General features: G+C 63.8%; 20 protein-coding genes. 12 read left to right on the top strand and 8 right to left on the bottom strand.

Going from position 1 to position 18833, the window contains the following annotated elements:
* Positions 1-56: 56 nt before the first annotated feature.
* Together C440_RS00810 and ligA are read right to left on the bottom strand one after the other, a co-directional pair.
* Positions 57-767 (bottom strand): MBL fold metallo-hydrolase, encoded by a 711-nt coding sequence (locus C440_RS00810; RefSeq protein WP_008317315.1) that lies wholly within the window; start codon positions 765-767, stop codon positions 57-59.
* 66 nt (positions 768-833) lie between these two features.
* Complete coding sequence (gene ligA, locus C440_RS00815; protein WP_008317318.1) at positions 834-2591, bottom strand: ATP-dependent DNA ligase LigA; 1758 nt, start codon at positions 2589-2591, stop codon at positions 834-836.
* Positions 2592-2709: 118 nt separating this feature from the next.
* Between ligA and C440_RS00820 the strand changes: the two genes are divergently transcribed.
* Both C440_RS00820 and C440_RS00825 read left to right on the top strand, forming a co-directional pair.
* Positions 2710-4239: a hypothetical protein gene (locus tag C440_RS00820; protein WP_008317319.1), complete on the top strand. Its 1530-nt coding sequence runs from the start codon at positions 2710-2712 to the stop codon at positions 4237-4239.
* A gap of 87 nt (positions 4240-4326) precedes the next feature.
* Complete coding sequence (locus tag C440_RS00825; protein WP_008317320.1) at positions 4327-4707, top strand: hypothetical protein; 381 nt, start codon at positions 4327-4329, stop codon at positions 4705-4707.
* 122 nt (positions 4708-4829) lie between these two features.
* Here C440_RS00825 and psmB read toward each other — a convergent pair whose 3' ends face one another.
* Positions 4830-5561, bottom strand: coding sequence for an archaeal proteasome endopeptidase complex subunit beta (gene psmB, locus C440_RS00830; RefSeq protein WP_008317322.1), 732 nt, complete (start codon positions 5559-5561; stop codon positions 4830-4832).
* 135 nt (positions 5562-5696) lie between these two features.
* Complete coding sequence (locus tag C440_RS17605; protein WP_008317328.1) at positions 5697-5870, bottom strand: hypothetical protein; 174 nt, start codon at positions 5868-5870, stop codon at positions 5697-5699.
* A 395-nt stretch (positions 5871-6265) separates the two neighbouring features.
* Between C440_RS17605 and C440_RS00835 the strand changes: the two genes are divergently transcribed.
* Positions 6266-6625, top strand: coding sequence for a DUF555 domain-containing protein (locus C440_RS00835; RefSeq protein WP_008317329.1), 360 nt, complete (start codon positions 6266-6268; stop codon positions 6623-6625).
* Between the two features lie 137 nt (positions 6626-6762).
* Positions 6763-7302: a CBS domain-containing protein gene (locus C440_RS00840; protein ID WP_008317330.1), complete on the top strand. Its 540-nt coding sequence runs from the start codon at positions 6763-6765 to the stop codon at positions 7300-7302.
* Here the strand turns inward: C440_RS00840 and C440_RS00845 are convergent.
* A complete protein-coding gene (locus tag C440_RS00845; RefSeq protein ID WP_008317331.1) occupies positions 7299-8600 on the bottom strand; it encodes a cytochrome P450 in 1302 nt (433 codons plus the stop codon). The genes C440_RS00840 and C440_RS00845 overlap by 4 nt on opposite strands.
* Before the next feature lie 64 nt (positions 8601-8664).
* Positions 8665-9642, bottom strand: coding sequence for a phosphoribosylformylglycinamidine cyclo-ligase (purM, locus tag C440_RS00850; protein ID WP_008317332.1), 978 nt, complete (start codon positions 9640-9642; stop codon positions 8665-8667).
* 404 nt (positions 9643-10046) lie between these two features.
* On the opposite strand from purM, the gene C440_RS00855 reads away from it, so the two are divergent.
* Positions 10047-10283, top strand: a complete 237-nt coding sequence (locus C440_RS00855) for a hypothetical protein (RefSeq protein ID WP_008317333.1) — start codon at positions 10047-10049, stop codon at positions 10281-10283.
* Between the two features lie 484 nt (positions 10284-10767).
* Here C440_RS00855 and C440_RS00860 read toward each other — a convergent pair whose 3' ends face one another.
* Together C440_RS00860 and C440_RS00865 are read right to left on the bottom strand one after the other, a co-directional pair.
* The gene (locus tag C440_RS00860) at positions 10768-11391 is read right to left on the bottom strand and encodes a zinc metalloprotease (protein ID WP_008317334.1); all 624 of its coding nucleotides are present in this window, start codon (positions 11389-11391) and stop codon (positions 10768-10770) included.
* Positions 11388-13067 (bottom strand): TraB/GumN family protein, encoded by a 1680-nt coding sequence (locus tag C440_RS00865; protein WP_008317335.1) that lies wholly within the window; start codon positions 13065-13067, stop codon positions 11388-11390. The genes C440_RS00860 and C440_RS00865 overlap by 4 nt, the downstream gene beginning before the upstream one ends.
* A gap of 53 nt (positions 13068-13120) precedes the next feature.
* Here C440_RS00865 and C440_RS00870 point away from each other — a divergent pair, with 53 nt between their 5' ends.
* From C440_RS00870 to C440_RS00900, 7 genes are all read left to right on the top strand, one after another.
* Positions 13121-14461, top strand: a complete 1341-nt coding sequence (locus C440_RS00870; RefSeq protein WP_008317336.1) for a glycerate kinase type-2 family protein — start codon at positions 13121-13123, stop codon at positions 14459-14461.
* Positions 14462-14527: 66 nt separating this feature from the next.
* Positions 14528-15154 (top strand): ArsR/SmtB family transcription factor, encoded by a 627-nt coding sequence (locus C440_RS00875; RefSeq protein WP_008317337.1) that lies wholly within the window; start codon positions 14528-14530, stop codon positions 15152-15154.
* Between the two features lie 57 nt (positions 15155-15211).
* Entirely contained in the window at positions 15212-15655 is a 444-nt protein-coding gene (locus C440_RS00880) for a bifunctional nuclease family protein (protein ID WP_008317339.1), read from the top strand.
* Between the two features lie 61 nt (positions 15656-15716).
* Positions 15717-16202, top strand: a complete 486-nt coding sequence (locus tag C440_RS00885) for an acyl-CoA thioesterase (protein ID WP_008317340.1) — start codon at positions 15717-15719, stop codon at positions 16200-16202.
* 69 nt (positions 16203-16271) lie between these two features.
* A complete protein-coding gene (locus tag C440_RS00890) occupies positions 16272-16727 on the top strand; it encodes a hypothetical protein (RefSeq protein ID WP_008317341.1) in 456 nt (151 codons plus the stop codon).
* A 180-nt stretch (positions 16728-16907) separates the two neighbouring features.
* Positions 16908-18302, top strand: coding sequence for a DUF4397 domain-containing protein (locus C440_RS00895; RefSeq protein ID WP_008317342.1), 1395 nt, complete (start codon positions 16908-16910; stop codon positions 18300-18302).
* A 213-nt stretch (positions 18303-18515) separates the two neighbouring features.
* Positions 18516-18794 carry an ArsR/SmtB family transcription factor gene (locus C440_RS00900; RefSeq protein WP_008317343.1) on the top strand — a complete coding sequence of 93 codons (279 nt, stop codon included), beginning with the start codon at positions 18516-18518 and terminating at the stop codon, positions 18792-18794.
* Positions 18795-18833: the final 39 nt, after the last annotated feature.

The following is an 18833-nucleotide window of genomic DNA, read 5'->3' on the forward strand; positions in this document are numbered from 1 at the left end:
GTGATGGCCTGACGAAAGAAAATCGTTCTGTCCGATTACACCGTTTTGAGAACGGTTCAGAGCTGTGTCGGGTCGTCGAGGACGACCGGAATCCCGCGTTTCGCCACGTCTACGACGAACGCCTCCTCGTCGGCTTCGAGAACCGGGATGGTGTCGTAGTGGACGGGCAACACGAGGTCGGGGTCGAGCACGTCCGCGAGGTCGGCGGCTTCGTGACGGTCCATCACGACCGACCCACCGATGTTGGCGAGGAACAGCGAGACTTCGAGGTGGCGGAACCCTTCGAGCACGTCCGAATCGCCCGGCCAGAAGACCGACCGGTCACCAATCGAGATGCGGTACGCACAGCCGAGTCCGCGCGGATGGTACGGCTCGCCGTTCTCCCGCAGGTGAGACCCGTCGGGGTCGTTGAAGGCCGGGAGTGACCACACGTCAACTTCACCGACGGTGAGAAAGTCCTCCTCGCCGACGCGAATCGTTTCGTACGGCAGGTCTTCGACGGGAACCACGTCGCGGTCGATGTTCGCGGCATCGACGCCCTCGAAGGCGACGACGGTCGCATCCGAGTTTGCGACCTGCTCGATGGCATCAGAGTCGTAGTGGTGGTCGTGCGTGACGAGAATCAGGTCGCCGTCGCGGGCGTAATAGTCGTCGAGGACGCCGTAGCGGCCGGGGTCGAAGTAGACGACGAAACCGTCGGGCGACTCGATGCGGACGGTGGCGTAGCCGAGCCACGAAACGTCGAGGCCGTCGTGTGCGATGGTCATAGCTGGTGAGAGGCCCTGCCGACTGAAAAACACGACTACTGCGACTGTGAGTCCGTTCGTTTCACCCTACTGCGACTCGGCGAGTCGCTCCACGCGCGTCAGCGAATCCGCCGTGTCAGCGGTCTTGTCCGCCCGCACGGAGACGAACCGCGGGAACCGAAGCGCGTACCCCGACGAGTACGTCGGCGACGCCTGAATCTCCTCGTAGCCGACTTCGAAGACGACAGACGGGCGAATATCGACCTCTTTGCCCGATTCACGCTCGATTTCGGGTTCGAGCAGTTCGGTCAGTTCGACTAACTCTTCGTCTGTGATGCCGGTCGCAACCTTACCGATGGTTTCGAACTCATCGTCGTCCGACTCAGATTCGACGCGGGCCGAAAGCAGGAACGTGCCGAGATACTTCGCGCGACGGCCTTCGCCCCACTCCGCGCCCGTCACCACGAGGTCTAACGTCTCCACGTCGGGTTTTCGCTTCAGCCAGTGTTTCCCGCGGTCGCCCGGCGAGTAGGTCGCTTCGGGATTTTTCAGCATAATCCCCTCGTGGCCGGATTCGAGCGCGTCGGATTCGTACGCGGCGATTTCGTCGGGGTCGTCCGTAAGAAGCAAGTCGGATACGGCGTCCGAATCGCTCCCGAGGACTGTCGACAGTCGGTCGTGTCGCGTCGTGAGCGGTTCGTTCAAGAGGTCGTCGCCGGCGGCGTGCAGGCAGTCGAACGCCCGGAGTTCGACGCGGACTTCCTCGCGCATTCGGCCCACGTCGTGTTTACGGCGGAACCGGCGCAAAATCTCCTGAAACGGGAGCGGTTCGCCGTCGTCGTCCATGGCGACCACTTCGCCGTCAAGGATGACCGGTTCGTCAACCGCGTCCGCGACGAACTCGACAACTTCCGGAAGCGCGCCCGTCACGTCCTCCATGTTCCGCGAGAACAACGACACGTCGCCCTCGTCGTCGCGGTGGACCTGCACGCGCGCGCCGTCGAACTTCGTCTCGACCGCCGCGGTTTCCCACTCGTCGAGCGCGTCGGCGGCGGTCCCCGCCTGCGCCAGCATCGCCTGTACGGGGCGGCCGACTTCGAGGCGGACCTCGTCGAGACCGGACTCGGCCTCATCGCGGGTCACTTCGGCGACCATGCCGTAGTCGTTCGAGACCTGTAGCGCGCGGGCGACGGCGGCGATAGCCTCGTCGCGGCGGTCACGGGCGGCCGTCTCGGTCTCCGAATCCGCGTCGTCGTCGCGGATTGCGGCGGCGTCAGCGTCGGTGACGAGGAACGCCTCTGCGATTGCGTCGCGGACAGTCCCTTCGCCGACACCGATACGCATCTCGGAGAGGACGAGTCGCGCGAGGAACCGCGCCTCGTCGGAGTCGGTTCGGTTGAACAGTCCGTAGAGCGTTTTGAGCTTGGTTTCTTCGCTCCCGGACCCCGAGGCGGCGGCGAGCGCGCGCAGTTCGGAATCGACTTCGGCGACGGTCAGAGTCTCTCGTCCGCCGGCGCCGAACGCGGCAAGACCGCGTTGGCCGCCGAAGTCGTAACTCGCGGCGACGGCACCGATTTCGCCGCGGTCGGCGAGCCGGGTTTCCACGTCGTCGGCAGAGACGTTCGTGCCGGCCGCGCGAGCGATTGCTTCGTGGCAGAGTCGCGGGCCGATATCGAGTGTGGTCGAGTCCCACGCGGGAAAGACGCGGCCTTGGACGAAGCGGGCGACCGTCGGGAGGTCGTCGTCCGCGTCGCAAAAGAGGTCAGCCAACAGCGAGATGACGGCGAGGTCCGCGCTCTCGGCTTCGATTTCGGCGGCGCGGGAAGCGAACTCGGCGAACTCCATCGACGCAGACTATCGCCGCCCGGAGCAAAAGCGTCTCGACAGTCGTCGGGCGTGTGATTCGCTGTCGAACGACTCCCTTGCCGGGAAGTTCAAGAGTCTTGCCGCTCGAACGGCGGGTATGAGCGACGACCTCGCAGAGCGCGTTGAAGACGTGCTCGCGGTCGACGCGGCCGAGTTCGAAGCACAAGCGAACGCCGACGCCGACGTTCTCAAGCGCGAACTGCGCGAGGGAACCTTCGACAACCACCAGTCGATTGTCGGGTTGGAGTACGAGTTTTACGCCGTCTCCGACGGCCGATGGTCCGCGAGCGAAGACGACGTACACGCGCTTATGCGGGTCCCACGGCGACTGCTCGGACTCATGGGCTTCGAAAAGGAGTTGGGACTGCACAACGCCGAGATGACGACGAGTCCGCAACCGCTGAACCCCCACGGACTTCGCGCACAGGAGTCCGAGGTTCGCGCCCGCCTCGACGCCGCGCTCGATTGCGCCGCCGCCGAGGGGATGCGTCTCGTCTCCGACGGGATGTGGAGTATCCCCCCCGCCGGCGAGAGCGCCACCGAGTACCTCACCGACTCCGTCGCCGACGACGGCGTCCGCCTCGCAACGAACATGAGCAACTCGGTTCGGTACCACGCGATGGCTAACGGCCCGACTGCGCCGCCGTCGTTTACTCTCGAAGCGCCGCACGTCTCTCTCGAAGCGGACACCGTGATGCCCGAGGCGCTCATCACGTCGATTCAACCGCACTATCAGGTACCACACGCGGCCGACCTGCCGTTTTTCTTCAATTACGCGCTCCGCATCGCCGGGCCGCTTCTCGCACTCGGTGTCAACTCGCCGTTCTTCCCGGCGGACCTCTACGACGACGAGGCGACGGCGGCGGAGATTCTCGACGACGGCTGGGACGAACACCGCATCGCCGTCTTCGAATCGGTGCTCAACTCCGGCGACCACGAGAAGGTCATGTTCCCACGTGACCTCACGACCGTCGAAGACGCCGTTGACCGTGTGGTTTCGGACTCCACGATGGTTCCGATGTCTGTCGAGCGGGGCGACCGATTCGACGACGCGTTCGCTACGCTCCGCCGCAAACACGGCACCTACTGGCGTTGGGTCCGACCAGTGTTCGATGGGGCATCGCGCTCCTCGGCGAACGCCCGCATCGAGTTCCGTCCCATCGCGGGCCAGCCAACCGTCCGCGACTCCGTGGCGTTCCAAGCCGCCTTCGCGGGACTCATGGAACGTCTGCCTCGGCAGGACCACCCCAGCATCGACATCGCGTGGGAGACCGCCGAGAAGAACTTCTACACGGCGATGCGCGAGGGTCCCCACGGCGACATCTACTGGCTCGACGCCGACGGCGACGAAGTGTCGGGCGCGGAACTCTACGAGGACCTGCTCGTCCACGCCCGCGACGGTCTCCGACTCGCCGGGTGTTCGAAACAAGAGGCGAACTACTACCTCGAACCCCTGCGGAAACGCGTCGAAACGGGCGTCACGCCAGCAGACTGGAAGCGCGCCCGCGTCGAGGACGCACTCGACGACGGGGCCGACTTCGAGATGGCGCTCCACAAAATGCAACGTGAGTACGTCGAACAGCAGTCAGAGACGCTTCTCGAAGGCGCGTTCGCGGACTGGTTCTAACGGGACCGACCCGCACGAACCTCACGGATTGTCCTCCCACCATTTTGTCGAAGAAACAACTATTGAATCGCCCGACTAAGGCGCAGTATGGTCACCCGTCGAACGACAGCGCTCGTGCAACTCGGCCTCTCGCTTTTCGCGTCGCTCTGGATGCTCCTGCTCCGGAAGATACGTCAGGACAGCGCAGACGAACAGCACGCGCCCGCTCGTTTGTCTCTCGTCGGACTCGTCGCGGGAGGGGTCCGCGGGGTCGGCCACCTGTGGGCGGACGACCGCGATTTCTGGCAGGTTCGGACGAGTCGGCGGCGTCGTTTTTTCGCCAGTCTCGTGACGACGGCGGTCGATGTTCGGCTGTCGTCCCGTAGCGAATCGTTCAACGACAGTTTCACGCTCGGACACCTCCTCGGAGCGACCGTCTACCGAGTCTGGTTCGGTCTCCTTCGGCCGCTTCCGGAAGCAAACGGCTGAGAGACGATTGCGGGAGCCGGGACGCGGTCAGAAGCGGTGACCCACGTCGAAAACGGAGCGGCGACTGAAACGCGAGTCCCGCAGGTACGCGACGGGTGGAAACGAATAGAAAACGAGCGTGCCTATTCGAGGCCTTCGAAGTTCTGGTGGCGCTGGATATCGACGCCCTCGTCGGTGACGACGGCGATGTTGATGCCGTTGCCCGACGCGAGGTCGCGTTCGACCGCGGAGCGAATCGCCTTCGTGGCGACTTGCTTTGCCTCGTCGATGCTCAGGTCGTCGGAGAACTCCTGTTCGAGCACACCGAGAGCATACTGGCTCCCGGAACCGGTGACGGTGTACTCCTCTTCGAGGATGGAGCCTGCGGGGTCGATGCTGTAGATGTGTGCGCCGTCGTCGTCAACGCCGCCGAGGATGGGCTGGACGATGTAGAAGCCCCCGGTGCGGAGGAAGTTACCGACGAGCGTCGAAAGCGCCTGCATGCTCATGTCCTCGCCGCGGCGGGACTCGTAGAGTCGCACTTCGGCGCGGAGCGAGCTAATGAGCGACTGGGCGGCGGAAACCGACCCAGCGATGGTCAGCGCGCCAGTCGGGTGAACCTCTTCGACCTTCTGGACGTCCTTCGAGGAGACCATCGGACCGAGGCTCGCGCGCATGTCAGTTGCGAGGACGACGCCTTCGTCCGTCTTGATGCCGACCGTGGTCGTTCCGGTCTTCGTCTCTTTGTCACCGAGCGAGTCGGCTCGACGCTCGGCGTGGTGGAACTCGCCGAGTTCGGGGCCGTACACGTTCGAGTGGTCGCCGTTGAGCGAGTCGAGACGGCCGGAGAACTCGTCGTGAGTCGGGGTACGCATTGTCTGCGATTGCACTTCGGCGCTGATAAATGCAACCCTTCACCTCGCCGTTGCCGGTGCTGTGCTGTCTGACGCCCGTCATCGCGGTGTCGCGTCGCTCTCGATGCGAAGAACAAAACACCTGTATGCGCCGTGTTACCGGCTTGCGGCGCGTTCGTAGGCTGTCCCGGTCGTCTCAACGAGACGCTGGACTGGGAGGGTCACACCCATACGGCGGGCGGCGAGCGCGATGGGGAGCAGTGCAATGCCGGCGGCGACCGACAGTTGGTAGACGGCGAATAGGCCGTAGTGTTTCAAGCGGGGGAACATTACCGTGTCCTCAGTCGTGGCTCGGGTGGTCCCCCAATATAAGTCTTTCTTCGACGCCCGTGAGACGAACCCGGCGCTGTCTTGCGATTTTCAAAATATGACTATTGGGTGGCTGAGCACGCGATTCGATAGGGCGTCGCGTGTCACTCTCCGAAGGGATTCGCATAAGTTATGGCGATTATCAGGGTGGCATGCGCAGTACGTGCGCAGTGGTCGGCGGGCCATCGAGACCGAATCGACGACGGTGTTTGTCTGTCTGTTACCGTCTCTCTCGGATTGCTCCTCTTCGCTGGCACGTTCAGTCTCATCACCGCCGCCTCCGTGAGTATGCATCTCTCTGGCAACCCGCCGGCCGAACCACAAGACACGAAACCCCACCGGCGCGTAACGTATGTATGAGCAACTATCTCGTAGCGATGGAGGCGGCCTGGTTGGTCCGGGACGTCGAGGACATCGACGACGCAATCGGCGTCGCAGTCAGCGAAGCCGGCAAGCGTCTCAACCAGAAGGACAAAGAGTACGTCGAAGTCGAAGTCGGCGCGACGCCGTGTCCCGCTTGCGGCGAACCGTTCGACTCCGCGTTCATCGCGGCCAACACCGCGCTCGTCGGACTGCTCCTCGAAATCAAGGTTTTCAACGCCGACGGCGAGAAACACGCCTCTCGCATCGCAAAGAGCGAAGTCGGCGGTGCCCTCCGTGACGTTCCCCTCGACGTCATCGACGTGATGGAGTTCGACGAAGAAGAAGAGCAGTAAGCCGAAGCCGACGGCCACCGGCCGGGACACGCCGCGTCCTCACCGGTACGACACTCGATTTTCCGGTCAGACACTGAACCACACCGCACGGTAAGCGACCAGAAACCTTTTTCATAACCATGGGTTATCACAACGACATGGAACTCCCCACGCCGCAGGACCTCCGGGAACGCCGGAACTCGTTAGAACTGACGCAAAGCAAACTCGCCGACATGGCGGGTGTCTCTCAACCCCTCATCGCTCGCATCGAAGGCGGTGACGTAGACCCGCGTCTCTCGACGCTTCGCCGCATCGTGGAGGCGTTAGACGAGGCTGAAGGTCGTATCGTCCGCGCCGAAGACATCATGAACACGACGGTCCGGAGCGTCGAACCCGACCACTCCGTGCGCGAGGCGCGCGACATCATGCTCGACGCCGGGTTCTCGCAGTTGCCGGTCATCGAAAACGGTCGTCCGCTCGGCATCATCTCCAACGCCGACATCCGCCACGTACAGGAAGACAACGTCACCGACCGACCGGTGAACGAGGTGATGTCGGAAGGCGTCACCACGGTCGAACCCGACACGACGCTCGACGAAATCGGTGTCTACCTCGACCACAACTCGGCTATCATCGTCGTCGAGGGCGGCGAGACGGTCGGTATCATCACCGAAGCCGACATCGCCGCACACATCTAACGTCGGCGAACGACGAGCGGTGTCGGTCCCTTCGGTTGCGTCGTCATCTCCGGCGTAATCCCCAGCGGTGCATCGGTTCCCCAATCGAGTTCGAACTCCCGGAGAACCGCCGCAAGCACGATTTTCATCTCGGTGAGCGCGAAGGACCGCCCGAGGCAACTCCGCGGCCCGGCACCGAATGGGAGGTAGGCGTACGTCGGTCGGTCCCCGTCGCCGGTCCACCTTTCCGGGTCGAACGAGAGCGGGTCGTCGTACCAGCGCTCGTCGCGGTGGACACGGATGACCGAGAGGTGGATATCGACTCCCGCCGGAACCGTTCGCTCGCCGGTCGAAAGCGGTTTCGCCGTCTCGCGCGGAATCGTGTGAATCGGCGGATAGAGTCTGAGCGACTCTTTTATTACTCGTTCGAGGACGGGTAAGTGGCCGAGCGTTTCGGCGGTTATCGACTCTTCGCCGACGACGCGGTCTACCTCCTCGACAGCCCGTTCACGTGCATCTGGATTCGTCGCCAACGCGTACAGTGTGAACGTGAGCGCCAGCGCCGTCGTCTCGTGACCGGCGAATATCATTCCGATAAGCTGGTCCTCTAGTGACTCGACCGTCGTCGGATACTCGCCGTCGATTCCGAGGGCGTCGGCGAGGCGTCTCGTGAGGCTCTCGTCGTCCGCCGTCTCGACGAGTCGTCGCACTTCCTCTCGAAGCGTTCGCTGTGCGCGCTCGAACCGGCGGCGACTCGGTGTCGGCATCCACGCGGGAAGTACCCACGACGAGGGGGCGAACCGGGCGTTGAGACCGTCCGCGGCCCTACGGACTCGCTCGTCGCCGCCAATGTCGAGTTCGCGGCCGAGGATAGTCGCAAAGACCACGTCTAGCGCCATCGCCTTCATCTCCGCTTCGAGTGAGAGCGTCCCCGAATCGGGCCACGTCGAAAGCCGTCGTTCGACCTGCCGATGCATCTCGGGTGCGTACTCGCTAATCTGTTCCCACCGAAAAAACGGGTCGAGTTCGGTCCGCTGTCGCCGCCACGCTGTTCCCTCCGACGAGATGGTCGCGTCACCGAACGCGGCTTCGAACTCGTGTCCCTTGGTCACCGCGTCGCGTTCGGTGACGAGCGCTCGTTCGAAGTGGTCGGGGTGTGCGAGGACGTACAACGCTCCCATCCCGACCACGTCGAGTCCGACCGCATCCTCGACCCCGTGTGCTGTCAGGAGGTCGGCGACGAAGCCGAAGGGGTCGGTTGCAAACCCGACAGTGTGCCCGAGAAGCGGCGCTCCCGTCGGTGTCGGTGGTCGTATCACACGACACGATAGCAAAACGACACATATAATCTTATTTGAAATTTATGTAATAGGTTCTGACTGACTATTTAAGATCGAGACTGCGAATCGAGACGCCGTCACCTGATTCGACGCGACCGATGACGCGGCCGTCGGTGGCTTCGACGAGCGCGTTCGCGTTCGACTCGGGAACTGCGGCGACGAATCCGGTTCCCATGTTGAACGTCTTGTGCATCTCTTCGTCCGAGACGCCGCCGCGGGTCTGGACGAACTCGAAGATTGGGTGCGGGTCGAAGGCGTCGTCGATGGCGTAGTGGAACTCGCCCATGCGTTCGAGGTTGGTCCACCCGCCGCCGGTGATGTGGGCCGCGGCGTTCGTCTCGGCCGCGCGGAGGTCGTCGAGCAGGTACGTGTAGAGACGCGTCGGTTCGAGGAGCGCTTCGCCGACGGTCTCGTAGTCGTCGCCGTCCCACGTGTCGTCGTAGTCGCCGTCTGACGTGGCGGCTTTTCGGGCCAGCGTGAGTCCGTTCGAGTGGATACCAGACGACGGGAACCCGACGAGAACGTCGCCAACGTCCGCTTCGCCGGGGAAGATGGCGTCTTTCTTCGACAGTCCGGCGCAGGTTCCGGCGAGGTCGAGTCCGTTGATGACTTCGGGCATGACGGCCGTCTCGCCGCCGACGAGTTCGATGTTGGCCGCTTCGGCACCGGCGGCGAGTCCCTGTCCGACCTGTTCGGCGAACGTTTCATCCGGGTTGTCAACCGCGAGGTAATCAACGAAGGCGACCGGGCGGACGCCCGCGGCGACGAGGTCGTTCGCGTTCATTGCGATACAGTCGATGCCGACCGTCGAGTAGTCGCCGAGGGCTTCTGCGACGAGGAGCTTCGTCCCCACGCCATCGGTTGCGAGTCCGAGATAGCGGTCGCCGATGTCGAGCAGTCCGGCGTAGTCGCCCGACCCGCCGCCGACCTGCGCGACGAGCGCCGCCGTCGCGGCCTCGCTCGCCTCGATATCGACGCCCGCGTCGGCGTAGGTCATCCCTTCGGAATCGTCGTTCGTCATGTTCGTGTACGAGATAGGCCGAAATATAAAATCACAGGGTCCAATTCATCCACGTTCTCGCATATGTTCGGTTGTGGGTATCGTTCCACTGCTCGCGCGCCGAGTTTCGTCCTCCGTGTTACCCGACACAAAACCGCGACGCGCGCGGCGTTTTGCACCGCCTTCTGCGGCACATTCTCACCGGTTCGTGTGCGACACAACGCCAACCCAGAGATAATTGCCGGGTTATCTGAAAAACCACGAGAAGTGATTATAAAACTTTTCGGACTCTCTGAATCGTTTGTAAAACGTTACTAAAGAGAAACGTTCGGTGTCGGAGGTCCCTGAAGGGTCCGAAAAGAATGCGAATTCACGGTAACGCTCAACCCCTTATATGATGGTCCCCGTTCTATGCAGAAGTGACGATGTCCGGAATCCCCTCCACGTCCGACTCGGTCACACTGGACTCTGCATCGACGCTCGGTCGCATCGCCTTCGAACCAGTCGAAACCATCGCGTTCTGGTCGGCAGTTGCGCTCCCCCTCGTGTACCTGCCCCTGCTCGCGGGCGGTTTCGAGTCAGGTCAATTCACTCTGTTCATCGGTCTAATCGCCCTCCACGTGGCTATGCTCGCTCTCGGACGCGGGCACGGACAGGAGTGAGACGACGGCGACACCGCGACGCGGACCGCGCTCGACTGCAACGCACGCCCCTCCCGGATTCGTCTCGGTACCCGCAGACGTCCCGGCCCTCCACACGTGGCGTCACCTCCCGCAACTCCTCGAATCGCACCCGACCGACCTGCCCCTCGTTCCCCTCCGGTTCCCCGCCCCCTATCTAATCGCCCTCCCTGCCCAACCCCTCCCAACCCCTCCTCCCTGCCCAACTTTTTTACTCATTCACTCGACCCTGTATCGTCCTCAATTGCCCTCGTCCCTCCGTGTATCCACGCTCACTCACTCACTCACCCACTCACACGCCCTCCCCGACTTTTCTACTTCGACGTTCCCGTCACGTTCCCGAACCATCCCTCACGCCACAGCGGCGGCTCTTGGTCGGAGCATCCTTTCCGGACAGTCGAGGGCTGGTCGTTTCGAGTCCGCAAAAAGAGAGACCCGCCGAGAGACAAGAAGAACGCTCCTGCGCTCAGATGCCGACGAACAAGAGAAGCGCGACGGTGAGAACGACCGAGACGCCGAGAACTCCCCCGAAGACGGGCGTGCTCCACGCTTTGACCGTTCGGCCGTCGAGCGACCCGAAGGGAAGCATGTTGAACGCCGCGAGGAAGGCGTTGATAACCAGTCCTCGCGCGCCGACGAGTTGTACTACTTCGGACCCGCCGAGCAGGCCAACGACGTACACCGGCGCGAACGCGACGAGGAGAAGCAGGTTCGTCACTGGTCCGGCGAGAGCGATGAGACCGTGTTCGCGCTCGGTGAGCATTCCGCGGTGGTAGACCGCGCCCGGCGCGGCGAAGATAAAGCCGATGAGCGCGCTCATGACGGCGATTCCGAGCATGCCGTAATCCGCGCGGAACTCGGCTATCTGGTCGAATCTGATAGCGACGACCTTGTGTGCGACTTCGTGGAGGAGGAACCCGACACCGGCGGTGAGCAGGCTCACGATAAGCGCGAGACCGAACGACCCGTTCAGAAGTAATGCGAGCGCGCGATTGCCGCCACCGGCGAAGAAGATGGCGAACGCGAGTCCGAGCGCGAGCCACGCGACCACGAGGTCACGGAGTTCGCGCGAGGAGAACGTGACGTTCACGTGAACGTCCTCCAGATGAGGTCGGCGCTGTTACGCGCGCCTTCGAACATCAGATTCGCCACGCCCGACGCGCCGCCGAGGTCGGCCGCGATGACGGGAATGACGTACGTCACGAAGAGGAAGCTTGCGATGATGCTCCCGATGTTCGTCATGGCGACGACCATGATGAGCTTGAAAAGCGGCACGTCGAGCATCTGCCCGACGAGTTCGGGAATCGGCGTCTCCTCGTCCGAGAGCAGTTCGTTGAGCGTCCCGATGTCGCCGACGTTGATGGGCGTGTGCCGAAGTTCGACGTAGCCGGTGAACCAACCAGGTGCGAGAAGTGGGTTGATGGAAGTCATCCACGCGACGAGACCGCCGACGAGCGCGCCGCTCCAGCGCGCCCCGGCGACTTTGGCGAGCGTACCGGCGAAGAGACCATTGATGAGAAACCACGCACCGAAGATGGTCAGGAGGCGCTCGTTGCTGATGCCGGCCATCGCAAGGAGGATGAAAAAGCCGATGAAGACTGCAGTGACGCCGAATCCGATTAGCTTGCCCCACGGAAAGCCGTCTTTCTCGGCGACGCCGACGAGCGAGTCCATCGGCGGCAACGTCTCCGGTTGCTGGAGGTAGTTTTCGATGCCGGCCTTGTGACCCGCGCCGACGACGGCGACGACGTCGGCTCCCGACTGCCGGAGCGCGATGAGTTTGTGCGCGATATACGCGTCGCGCTCGTCGATGAGCGCCTCAGCGCCGCCGGGGCTGAACCGACGGAATTCCTCCATCATGGCGGAAACAACGTCGCCGTCGGTGAGGTCTGCCATCTCGTATTCCTCGTAGTCTTGGTCCTCCGCGGTGGGGGCGAACAGACCGAGGACGTTCAGTAGCGTTCCGGCAACGATGCCGACGACGACGCCGCTGAGAATCCCGATGACGAGACTGCCGACGATAGCGGTGCCGAGGTCCTTGAGAATCAGCGTGACGAGACCGGTTCCGACACCGAGACCGAAACTAAGGATGATACCCAGCGCCGCACCACCGCTGAGACCGGCAAGAAGTGCGTCGTCACCGTCGAGATAGAACGACGCGACCGTATAGAGCATGTACGAGGTGGCCGCACCGACGACCGCGGCGGTGGCAGTTCGCGTCAGGATGAGGTCGGTGATACCGATAGCACCGCCGTAGAGACCCACGAGCGGGCCGAGAACGACGCCCGCGGCGATGCCGAACACGACGCCGACACCGCGAGCGTCCGCGAAGCCGAACAGCAACTCGCCGGCCATCTGCATCTTTTCGACGAGTCCCATCCGCCGCCAGAAGCGTTGGATGGTCGTCTGAATATTTCGGTCCACGAGCGCCACGTCGATGCCGTGTGACTCGGCGGTCTCGACCGCGGCGAGCATGTCTGCACCGGGCTGTACGTCGAATTTTTCTCCCATCTGCGCTTGGACGTACGACAGCATCCAGTAGGCGATAAATTGGAAGACGGTGTTACCGCGAAGGAGGTCGCTCGCTTCGATATCTTCCGGGGACCCGCCTTTCAACTGACGATAGCGTCCTTCGTCGAGTTCGACCGCGACAACGTCCGGTTGCTCCGCTTCGATGGTCTCTTCGACCTCACGGACGCTGTCGGCCGAGACGTGGGCCGTGCCGACGACGCGGACGTGGCCCTCGCCGGGCGACGAATCGTTCATCGCCGGGTGTACCGGCCCACGACTTTTATCCGTGTCGGCATCTCCCACGAATCATGCAGGGATTCGACGCACGAACCCCGACATCCGACCACGAGGCCGCAATCGACTGCCTGCGGGCCGGCGTCGAAGCCGTTCTCCCGGAGCGAGTCGTCCACGAGTCGGTTTCGCTCGACGGTGACGCGCTCACGGTCGCAGACGCGACGTACGACCTCTCGGTCTACGACCGCCTCCTCGTCGTCGGCGGCGGGAAAGCGACCGACGGCATCGCGGACGCGCTCGAATCTATCCTCGGCGACCGAATCGACGCCGGTGTCGTCGTGACGCCACGACGCCCTGATGAGACCGCGCACGACGACGCACATCGAATCGAACGTCTCCCCGGCGACCACCCGGTTCCGTCCGCCCGCGGCGTCGAAAGCACGACTCGACTCGTCTCTCTCCTCTCGGACCTCGACGAACGAACGCTCGTTCTCGTCGCCGTCACCGGTGGTGCGAGCGCGGTCCTCCCCGCACCGGCCGACGGCATCCCGCTTTCGGACCTTCGGGAGACGACCGACCGACTCCTCGAAAGCGGAGCTGAAATTCACGACCTCAACGCGGTCAGGAAACACCTCTCGACGCTCAAAGGCGGCGGTCTCGCCAGACTCGCCGCGCCCGCGACGGTTGTCGGACTCGTCCTCTCGGACGTCGTCGGAAACGACCTCGGCGTCATCGCCTCGGGACCGACCGCGCCCGACGAGACGACCTACGACGACGCCCTCGACGTGCTCGACCGGTTCGACCTCGACGTGCCGCGGGCGGTGAGAACCCACCTCGCCCGCGGGTCGGCCGGCGAACGACCGGAGACGCCATCCCCCGGCGATTCGGTGTTCGAGCGCGTCACGAACCACGTGCTCGCGGACACGTTCACGGCCCTCGACGCCGCCCGCGACGTGGCCCGCGACCGCGGCTACGACACGCTCGTACTCTCGTCTAGCGTGCGCGGCGAGGCCCGAGAGGCGGCGAAAACCCACGTCGCCGTCGTGGAAGAAGTTGTGGCGACCGGGAACCCAATCGACGCGCCCGCAGTGATTCTCTCCGGCGGCGAGTGTACCGTGACCGTCCGCGGTGACGGGTCCGGCGGCCCGAACCTCGAATTTTGCCTCGCCGCCGCGCCGGAACTGCCTGCGCGCGCCGTTCTCGCCAGCATCGACAGCGACGGCCGCGACGGTGGAACCGACGTGGCTGGCGCAATCGTCGATGCGGACACGGTTTCTGAGCGCGCCGCGCGCGCCGCGTTGGCGAACAACGACGCACTGCCGAAGCTCCGCGACGCAGACGCGCTCGTCAGGTCGGGCGCGACGGGAACGAACGTCAACGATTTGCGGGTGTTGGTCGTCGGCGCGGGCGAGTGATACCTCGGGGTCACGACCGACGCGACGGACAACAAGTTTGTATCCTCCCGTGCAGTAACGCCTCTCATGGCCGGTTTATTGCCCTCCGCACCGGACACTTCCGCCGCCGACGAGCCGTCGCCTCGCGTTATCGGACTCGACGACGACGAGGCGTCGGAACTCCTCTCGGCGCTCTCGTCGGGGACGGCCCGGCGCGTGCTCGCTGAACTCCACGAAGAACCGACGAACGCCGCCGAACTCGCCGAGCGCGTGGACACGTCCCTACAGAACGTCCAGTACCACCTCGGAAAACTCGACGACGCCGGCCTCATCGAAGTCGTCGATACCGTCTACTCCGAGAAAGGCCGCGAGATGAAAGTCTACGCGCCCGCGGACCGCCCGCTCGTCGTCGTCGCGGCGGGCGAAGAGACGCGAACCGGACTGGCGAGTATGGTGACGAGCCTGCTCGGCGGCGTCGCCGTCTTGGGTCTCCTCTCGGCGCTCGTCCAGTGGATTGCGACCCGCGGTCCCGGCGCGTTCCTTCCGGCCGCCGAAACGGGAAGCGCCGACGGCGGCGACGTGACGATGATGGCTTCGGAAGCCGCGCCCGCGGCGACACAGACCATCCCGCCGGGAGTGGCGTTCTTCGCCGGCGGACTGGTCATCATCCTCGCAATCGTGGTTTTCCAGTACGTGCGCCAGCGTCGGGCGTAACGCACCCCGGTCTCGCTGTGGGGTAATTATTCGTACTCTCCGCGACTACTGCATAGCATGAAACACCGTGCCGTGGTTCACGGTATCGGGGTCGGTGTCGGTGAAGACGGGTCGAACGTCCCCGCGGTCGTTCTCGAAGCTCGGGACGAGTTCTTACCCATCGTCATCACCTCGGACCAGGCCCAAGCGATCCAACTCGGTCTCTCCGGCGAACAGTTCGAACGCCCGCTGACGCACGATTTGCTCGCCGAGATGGTGACTGAGTTCGGGGGCGCGATAGATAGCATCCGCATCGACGACCTCTCGAACGGCACGTTCTACGCGAAAGTTGACGCCGAACGGTATCACGATGGCGAGGCGCGGACGTTCGTCTTCGACGCGCGCCCCAGCGATGCCATCGCACTCGCAATCCGGGTCGATTGCCCGATTCTCATCTCCGACGAAGTGCTCGACGCCGCCGGACAGCCGCCCGAAGCGTTCGATACGGACTTCGACGACTGACTCTCAGACGGGCCAGTTCGCGTCCCACGATTTCAAGCCCCCCCAGTGCGACGCCTCTCGCATGAGCAACCCCACTGCGACGCTCGCCGAATCGCGCACTGAGATGACCGAACTGCTCTTACCGAACGACACGAACAATCTCGGCCGCGCGCTCGGTGGGGCCGTCCTGCACTGGATGGACATCTGCGGTGCCATCGCGGCGATGCGCTTTTCCAACCGGCAGTGTGTCACCGCGTCGATGGACCACGTCGATTTCATCGGCCCGATCGACCTCGGCGAAGTCGCCGTGATGGACGCCTATGTCTTCAACGTCGGCCGGACGAGCGTTGACGTGAAAGTCGATGTCCACGCCGAGAACCCGAAGACCGACGAACGCCGGAAGACGACCACGTCGTTTCTGACGTTCGTCGCGCTCGACGACGACGGCCACCCGACGCCGGTGCCGAAACTCGTCTGCGAGACCGACGAGGAAGCGGAACTCCGCGAGCAAGCGGTCGCAGAGCGCGCCGCCCAACTGGAATCCGTCATCGAACGGATGGAAGACTAAGCGACGCGCGGGCCGTCGGACCGTCCCGTCCGGCGAACGCTTATCCGGGACCGCGACCCACTGCCGAGCATGCTCGACGTTCCCGTCCCCGACCCGCCGTCGCTTCCGAAAGTGGACCCGAACCAGTACGACGACGCGGAGGTCGCCGTCGATGCCGACTTCAAGCGAACCGAACTCGAAGCGTTCCTCGTCGAGGGCGCGTGGGCCGACGCGTTCGAGTCGTGGGCCGCGGAGACTCCTGTCACCGAAGCACAGTGGCAGATAGTCCTCGACCTCGACTTACTCACGTACTTCGACTTCTTCTGGGACGACTTCGCCGACCGCGTCGGCTACCACGCTCCCGGTCTCCCCGAAGACTGGAAGGAACGCGAGTTACACCCCGAGTTGACCTCGTGGGGGCAGGTGTCGTCGATAAACGCCGGACTCACCGAACTCGGCCAAGCGGTGTGTGACGTGCTCAAAGACGACTACATCGACTGGGAGTCTGAATACGAAGCCCCCGACGACCTGCCGGATTTCGGGTAGCGACTCCCGCGTTCAGCGGTCGAATCAGCCTCCGTCAGAATTTGGCATCACTGGGTTTATTCTGGATAAAAACAATCTACTAGTCGGATAGTGGCTCCATTGGCGTCTGAATCTGGAGGCATTCTGGCTGAATTTGGGAAAATCCTCATCTTTGCTTCGCCGAATCCATCTCTCGTCGCTATGACGAACATGAAGCGCCGAGATATGCTCCGTGGAATCGGCGGTGTCGCCATCGTTGGTGGACTCGCAGGTTGCATGGGCAGTGGCACAGCAGACGACGACGAGATGGAGACGACCACCACACCAACGCCGACACCGACGCCGGAACCGGAGATGGCGATGGTGCGCGTGGCACACCTTTCGCCGGACGCGCCGAACGTTGACGTGTACGTCGATGACTCGATGGCCCTCTCAGACGTGCCGTTCGGGGCGGTGAGCGACTACCTCTCGGTTCCGGTCGGGGTGCGGACGGTGAAGATAACGGCCGCGGGCGACGACTCGACGGTCGCCTTCGAGGGCGACCTCGACGTTGCCGAGGCGACCTACACCGTCGCCGCAGTCGGCGAACTCTCCGAAGAGACGTTCGAACCGCTCGTACTCGAAGACGACGTCTCGGTCCCTTCCGACGACACCGCCCGCGTTCGCGTCGTTCACGCCTCGCCGGACGCGCCTGCCGTGGACATCACTGCGGGCGACCAGACGCTCTTCGACGGCGTCGAATTCACCCAGTCCGGAAGCGTCGAAGTGCCAGCCAACACCTACACGCTCCAGGTCAGAGGCGACACGGAATCGAACGACGGCGACGCGGTCGCCGAGTTCGACGTCGAATTCGTCGGCGGGACCGTCTACACGGTGTTTGCCGCGGGGTACCTGACGTCCGACGACGAACCGATGGACGAAGCCTTCCGGCCCATCGCGGCCGTTGACGCCGGTGCCGGCGGCGGCGGTCTCGTCCAGCGTGACGTCTTCTTCCGCGCCGCGCACCTCTCGCCGGACGCGCCGAACGTGGACGTGGTCGTTGACGGCGCGGTCGCCCTCTCTGACGTGCCGTTCGGTGCCGTAAGCGACTACCTCGCGCTGACCACCGGGATGCATCAAGTGACGATTCGCGCGACCGACGCACCCGATACCGTCGTCTTCGACGAGGAACTCGACCTCGCGGCCGGTGCGTACACCGCCGCGGCGCTCGGCGAACTCGACTCGATGGCCGACAACGCCTTCGCAGTCTCGCTCCTCGAAGACGACCGCTCGGCCCCCGCTGACGATACGGCCCGTATCCGCGTCCTCCACGCCTCGCCCGACGCACCCGCGGTCGATGTGGCTGTCGCGGGTTCAGGAGACGCTCTCGTTGACGGCGCGGCCTTCGGCGACGCCGCGACAGTTGAGGTCCCCGCCGGAGACTACACACTCCAGATTCGGGGCGACACGGAGTCCAACGACGGCGACGTGGTTGCCGAATTCGACGTGTCGGCCGAAGGCGGCCGCGCCTACACCGCGATCGCACTTGGCTACCTGACGCCCGACGACGAACCCGGAGACGCGGGATTCGACCTCAGCGTCGTCGCCGACAACTAACTGACAGTCGTCTCGGGTTCGAGACCGAGGCCGGGTCTGTGTACGAGGACGGAGACGGGCGCAGAGTTGCGAACCCGAACCGACCGTCCCAACTCGGTTCGTTTCGACCGCACTGCGCCCACCGACAGTCGGCAACAGAATGTCAGTCGAAAATACGACGACAGTTGGTACCAGCCGACGTACTTACGTCGCTTTCGTCCGTAATAGCGGTGGATGGAGGGCGTTCTCTGGTACGTACTGACCGGCACGCGCGGCGGTGCGAACCGAATCAGAATCCTCCGCGAACTATCGGCCCGTCCGCAAAACGCCAACCGACTCGCCGAGGAACTGCAACTCGACTACAAGACGGTTCGTCACCACCTCGACGTGCTCGTGAAAAACGGCGTCGTCGAAAACGGCGGCGACGGCTACGGAACGGTCTACATCCCCTCCGGACGGACGAGACAGCATTGGGACACCATCGAGCAAATCATCGCACAGGTGAGTGAATGACGACAACACAGAGACCACGACGCGGACTGCCCCACACGG

This window comes from Haloferax mucosum ATCC BAA-1512, from assembly GCF_000337815.1.
GTDB classification, from domain to species: domain Archaea; phylum Halobacteriota; class Halobacteria; order Halobacteriales; family Haloferacaceae; genus Haloferax; species Haloferax mucosum.

What these genes read in the sequence shown, in the direction of transcription:
- C440_RS00810 (WP_008317315.1), bottom strand. Translation starts at nt 767, where the DNA reads ATGACCATCGCACACGACGGCCTCGACGTTTCGTGGCTCGGCTACGCC.
- ligA (WP_008317318.1), bottom strand. Translation starts at nt 2,591, where the DNA reads ATGGAGTTCGCCGAGTTCGCTTCCCGCGCCGCCGAAATCGAAGCCGAG.
- C440_RS00820 (WP_008317319.1), top strand. Translation starts at nt 2,710, where the DNA reads ATGAGCGACGACCTCGCAGAGCGCGTTGAAGACGTGCTCGCGGTCGAC.
- C440_RS00825 (WP_008317320.1), top strand. Translation starts at nt 4,327, where the DNA reads ATGGTCACCCGTCGAACGACAGCGCTCGTGCAACTCGGCCTCTCGCTT.
- psmB (WP_008317322.1), bottom strand. Translation starts at nt 5,561, where the DNA reads ATGCGTACCCCGACTCACGACGAGTTCTCCGGCCGTCTCGACTCGCTC.
- C440_RS17605 (WP_008317328.1), bottom strand. Translation starts at nt 5,870, where the DNA reads ATGTTCCCCCGCTTGAAACACTACGGCCTATTCGCCGTCTACCAACTG.
- C440_RS00835 (WP_008317329.1), top strand. Translation starts at nt 6,266, where the DNA reads ATGAGCAACTATCTCGTAGCGATGGAGGCGGCCTGGTTGGTCCGGGAC.
- C440_RS00840 (WP_008317330.1), top strand. Translation starts at nt 6,763, where the DNA reads ATGGAACTCCCCACGCCGCAGGACCTCCGGGAACGCCGGAACTCGTTA.
- purM (WP_008317332.1), bottom strand. Translation starts at nt 9,642, where the DNA reads ATGACGAACGACGATTCCGAAGGGATGACCTACGCCGACGCGGGCGTC.
- C440_RS00855 (WP_008317333.1), top strand. Translation starts at nt 10,047, where the DNA reads ATGTCCGGAATCCCCTCCACGTCCGACTCGGTCACACTGGACTCTGCA.
- C440_RS00865 (WP_008317335.1), bottom strand. Translation starts at nt 13,067, where the DNA reads ATGAACGATTCGTCGCCCGGCGAGGGCCACGTCCGCGTCGTCGGCACG.
- C440_RS00870 (WP_008317336.1), top strand. Translation starts at nt 13,121, where the DNA reads ATGCAGGGATTCGACGCACGAACCCCGACATCCGACCACGAGGCCGCA.
- C440_RS00875 (WP_008317337.1), top strand. Translation starts at nt 14,528, where the DNA reads ATGGCCGGTTTATTGCCCTCCGCACCGGACACTTCCGCCGCCGACGAG.
- C440_RS00880 (WP_008317339.1), top strand. Translation starts at nt 15,212, where the DNA reads ATGAAACACCGTGCCGTGGTTCACGGTATCGGGGTCGGTGTCGGTGAA.
- C440_RS00885 (WP_008317340.1), top strand. Translation starts at nt 15,717, where the DNA reads ATGAGCAACCCCACTGCGACGCTCGCCGAATCGCGCACTGAGATGACC.
- C440_RS00890 (WP_008317341.1), top strand. Translation starts at nt 16,272, where the DNA reads ATGCTCGACGTTCCCGTCCCCGACCCGCCGTCGCTTCCGAAAGTGGAC.
- C440_RS00895 (WP_008317342.1), top strand. Translation starts at nt 16,908, where the DNA reads ATGACGAACATGAAGCGCCGAGATATGCTCCGTGGAATCGGCGGTGTC.
- C440_RS00900 (WP_008317343.1), top strand. Translation starts at nt 18,516, where the DNA reads ATGGAGGGCGTTCTCTGGTACGTACTGACCGGCACGCGCGGCGGTGCG.